Below are 3,667 nucleotides of genomic sequence, written 5' to 3' on the forward strand. Positions count from 1 at the left end.
CCTCCCCAACGAATCCATCATTGCCATCAGCAGATCGACATCGCCGCTCGTGCACAACAGCTCGACATTCACGCCATTGGGCAGATGTGCCCACAACCGTGCGCGCGGCGCCAATGGACTGGCAGGCGTTGCCGCCACCTTCACCTCAACGAACGCCAAGTCCACTCCCGGTGGTTCGCTCGACTTCTCCGCGGTGATCCGGGGCTTCCCAGAACCAGCCGAGCGTGCTCGCATGTCTCGCCTAACTTTGTACAAATGTTGCTTGCTCAGCCCATGCTCACGCGCATATGCCGAAAGCGTCTTACCCTCACGCTGCGCGGCTTCAATGTGCGCCATCGCATGCATGCCGATCTTCTTTCCACCATCATTCATATAGCCATCCTCAGCCTGCTGAAAATGCTACATGCTCCGCTATTCAATCCCTTGCGCAAGGGGCGTGCTTGACCGATCGCTTACTCTTTGACTGCAACAACAATTGGCGTTGTTCGACGCGGCTGGCAAACCGAGGGTCCTTGTAGGTCGGGCGTGGGGCAATGATCCCGTGTCGTTCGGCATTTGTCGTCTTCACTCAACCTCGGACACCTGCAGGGTTTTAGCGAGCGCGCCGATCGGTTCAGCCCTGGGCCGCTCGTAAATTTCGCGAAGTGTGAAAAGATGTTGAGGTGCGCTAATTCTGCTAGTAGGTGCATTAATTCTGCTAATACAGGCGGCGTTGGTGTCTCTCTGGAGCCTCCCGACGGTACCGGCTTGCCGACTTCAATAGTTTTCCATGTTGCCTGCACGCCGCGTTAGCGACGCAGGTACCGTCTCAAGAATGCCGCTGTGTTCATCGCGGTATCTGGCAGTTGCGTCAAGCCATTCCCGCTTCCAGCGATGTGCGGTAACGTCGGCTGGGTTCAGCACCAGACAACGGAAGCAGTACGGCAACCGCGTGCGGGGCATCATCCAACTGGCGGGCGTCTGGATTTGAGCGAGCCGGGATACGTCCAGCCGCCGAGGTTGGCCAGCGTACCCAGTGTGATGTCGTTCAGTGGAGCGAATAGCATCCATCCGGCGTTAGTCAGGGATGGCAGAGGCCCAAGTTCGTTGGCTTCCCAAGTCCGATCGACGCTGATCCGATAGCAACTGGCAACGCGACCGAACCAGCTTCCAAAGGCTTCCTCGTCAAAGGGCCGGGGCGCGAGTGGCCAACGTCGCAAGCGACTGGACGTGTGTGGGAGCGACATGTTCGAGATGCTGGAGATTGATGCACTCGTCGCCGCTGCGGATCGCAAGTTCGGCGGCGGCATTCAGGATTCTGGAAACTTCTCCGGTAAGGCCGCTGCTGGCGGCAAGCACATATTGCACGATCTCCCGCTGTGCAAGGCCCGATGGCCGGCGCAAGTGCAGTACCCGTTCAAACGCCGCCAGCAATTGCCGGAATGCCTCGCTCTCCCTCCAGCGCGGCACCTCGAATGGCGTGAAGCAGCTGACCATCTGCGAATCTGTCTGGAGCGCGATGACGGCGTCGCGGGTCCCGACCAGAACCATGCTCGCCCGCAGATCACTAGCTAGAAATTTCAGGAGATTGAGAGAGGCGCGTTGCTCGCGATACGTGCCAGCCAGGAGGTGGTGCACCTCATCGACGATCAACATGCTGGGTGCCATTCTGCGCAGCAAATCGCGCGCGAGACGCTCAAGCACTGCCAGACTTGCAGCGGCTTTGTGCGGCGCGCCGAGTTCGAACAGAAGGGACGAGTAGAAGCGGTGCTGATCCGGCGTCGGCGGCATTTGCATGGCTATGATGGGACGGATTTCCACACCAAGGCGCTCGTCGAATTCATCAGGGTGTCGACGTTGAGACTTGGCGGTGATCTGCGTTTTGCCGTGACTGTTCAGCAGCTAGGTCGCAGGCTGTATAGGATCGTCAGCAAAGGCACGCCGTAATACGTCGAGCATGCCATGCCCTTGCTTGCGGAGTGTGTCGAGGCAGGAACGAATGACGCAGAAGTTTTCGGCACCGTCGAGTGTGCGAAAGCAGCCGGATATTTTCTGTTTCACTTTTGGCATACGAACGGCTCGTTCACCAAGATTGTTCGTGAACGGCACTGCCGGATCGCGGATAAAAAGCAGCACCGCATCGGCATGTTGCCGCAAGCGGCGCAGCAGATTGAAGGCTATGGACTGCTTGGCACGGCCACGCTTACCTGCCGGCTTGGCTACCTCAGGGTTAAGCCGCTCCCCCTCGCACAGGATCGCATAGTAGTGCGAGCCGAAAGCAGCGATGTCTTCGGTGGAAAGTGTGATCCGCTTGTCTCGTGCCGTCTGGCAAAGGTCGTTGGCATTAAGCAGAAAATCCTTCATCCGTTGCGGCCAAACCTGGCCGGTCGCCTCTTGCACGTAGACCAACTCGCGCAAGAGGTGCGCGTTGCACAGCGCATGGATGCAATCAAGTTGCCAGTACGGCGCCCAGCAATCATGAACCAGCACGCCCAGACGCTTAGGCAAAATGCCATGCGCTTGCATAGCCTCCATGCCGCGTCTGGCATGAACGCCGTACCACGTGTGTGTCTCGCTTGCCGCGACATGCAGCCAATGGAGCTTGCTGGCAACGCGCAGCCCGGACTCGTCGGCATGGAGTAGCGGCGCCTTGATCAGGTGATCGGCGATGAGAATGGCTGTACCGTCCAACGCGCTGCGTGCTTCGCCCACCCATGACACCAGGGTGCCGGGCGAAACAGCGATGCCATGCAAGTCTTCAATGAGCTGAGCCGCGCGCGCGAACGGCAGGAGCTGCCCTTGTGTCAGATGCACGCCCAAGGCTCGCAGGTTCTGTGAATTTCCGGCATATAGGAGCCATTTCGTTTTCGGCGTAATGGCGCCACCGGATTTCCGGCGTAATGGAGCCACGGCGTTTCCGGCGTAAAGGCGCCAGTCGTTTTTCGGCGTAATGGCGCCACCCAGGAGACGAGCAACGAGGGTTCGAACTTTCATTGATCGGCTAGACTGCCGGCCTTTTGCCGGGAGTGGCCGTGGCCAATCGGAGGTTCGAAATGTACCAATACCGACAGATCCTGGTGCGCATGCGCCGAGGCGACTCTGACCGGGATATCGCACGATCGAAGACCATGGGGCGCAAGAAGATTGCGCAGGTGCGGGAGATTGCCGCCAAGAACGGATGGTTGGCGCGTGAAGCGGCTTTACCCGACGAACACGTAATGGCCGCTTTCCTGGATCGCAAAGAGGCGCCGCTACCATCGAGTTGCGTCTCAACCTTGGAACCGTGGCGCGAGCAGATCACCAAGTGGCGGGCAACCGGCGTTCAATGCACCACGATCCACGCCACGCTCGTTCGCAACCACGGATACAGCGGCAGCTATTCCTCGGTCTATCGTTTCCTTCTGCATATAGACGCTTCGCACACTCCCGACGTGCCGCTACGCCTGGAGTTCAAGCCCGCCGAGGCCGCGCAAGTTGATTTCGGCGCCGGCCCGATGATGACCGACGCGCTCACCGGCGAGATCCACAAGACTTGGTTCTTCGTTATGACCCTGGCGTGGTCGCGCCACCAATATGTCGAGTTTGTCCGAGACCAAACGGTAGCAACTTGGTTGGGATGTCATCGGCGCGCCTTTGAAGCATTTGGGGGCGTGCCAGCCCGGGTCATCATCGACAATTGCAAATGTGC

Annotated in this window: 3 protein-coding genes and 1 pseudogene; 1 reads left to right on the forward strand and 3 read right to left on the reverse strand. The window is 59.1% G+C overall.

Annotation, left to right across the window (positions count from 1 at the left end; translation table 11 throughout):
- The 3 genes from BSU04_RS07100 to tnpC form a co-directional block, all read right to left on the reverse strand.
- Positions 1 to 372, reverse strand: a 372-nt coding sequence (locus BSU04_RS07100) for a hypothetical protein (RefSeq protein ID WP_089159942.1), incomplete at its 3' end; no start/stop codon positions are given.
- Positions 373 to 1,164: 792 nt separating this feature from the next.
- Positions 1,165 to 1,881 (reverse strand): TniB family NTP-binding protein, encoded by a 717-nt coding sequence (locus BSU04_RS07110; protein ID WP_179258234.1) that lies wholly within the window; start codon positions 1,879 to 1,881, stop codon positions 1,165 to 1,167.
- The gene (gene tnpC, locus BSU04_RS07115; RefSeq protein WP_089159943.1) at positions 1,882 to 2,973 is read right to left on the reverse strand and encodes an IS66 family transposase; all 1,092 of its coding nucleotides are present in this window, start codon (positions 2,971 to 2,973) and stop codon (positions 1,882 to 1,884) included.
- 59 nt (positions 2,974 to 3,032) lie between these two features.
- Between tnpC and BSU04_RS07120 the strand changes: the two are divergent.
- Positions 3,033 to 3,667 (forward strand): annotated as a pseudogene (locus BSU04_RS07120) (DDE-type integrase/transposase/recombinase); the annotation flags it as partial.

The organism is Caballeronia sordidicola (assembly GCF_002220365.1).
Taxonomy (GTDB): domain Bacteria; phylum Pseudomonadota; class Gammaproteobacteria; order Burkholderiales; family Burkholderiaceae; genus Caballeronia; species Caballeronia sordidicola_C.